Genomic DNA, 375 nt, shown 5'->3' with positions numbered 1-375 from the left:
TGAGCCATAGAGGATTCGAACCTCTGACCCTTTGATTAAAAGTCAAATGCTCTACCAACTGAGCTAATGGCTCAAAGAAATGGTGCCGGAAAAAGGACTTGAACCCTCAACCTACTGATTACAAGTCAGTTGCTCTACCAGTTGAGCTATTCCGGCATAATAAATAAATGGTGGAGGATGACGGGCTCGAACCGCCGACCCTCTGCTTGTAAGGCAGATGCTCTCCCAGCTGAGCTAATCCTCCTGGGTATATATTGCCCGGCAACGTCCTACTCTCGCGGATCGTAAGACCAACTACCATCGGCGCTAGAGAGCTTAACTTCTGTGTTCGGTATGGGAACAGGTGTGACCTCTCTGCCATCGTCACCAGACAAA

Annotated in this window: 3 tRNA genes and 1 rRNA gene; all 4 read right to left on the bottom strand. The window is 49.1% G+C overall.

The features are described from left to right. Positions 1 to 73 (bottom strand) — tRNA-Lys (locus BHX94_RS12665). A gap of 7 nt (positions 74 to 80) precedes the next feature. Next, positions 81 to 156: transfer RNA gene (locus BHX94_RS12660), tRNA-Thr, on the bottom strand. Positions 157 to 168: 12 nt separating this feature from the next. After that, positions 169 to 244 (bottom strand) — tRNA-Val (locus tag BHX94_RS12655). Positions 245 to 256: 12 nt separating this feature from the next. Next, a 5S ribosomal RNA gene (gene rrf / locus BHX94_RS12650) occupies positions 257 to 371 on the bottom strand. Positions 372 to 375: the final 4 nt, after the last annotated feature.

This window comes from Macrococcoides bohemicum, assembly GCF_003259675.1.
Lineage (GTDB): Bacteria > Bacillota > Bacilli > Staphylococcales > Staphylococcaceae > Macrococcoides > Macrococcoides bohemicum.
This window is presented reverse-complemented; position numbering and strand designations above follow the sequence as displayed.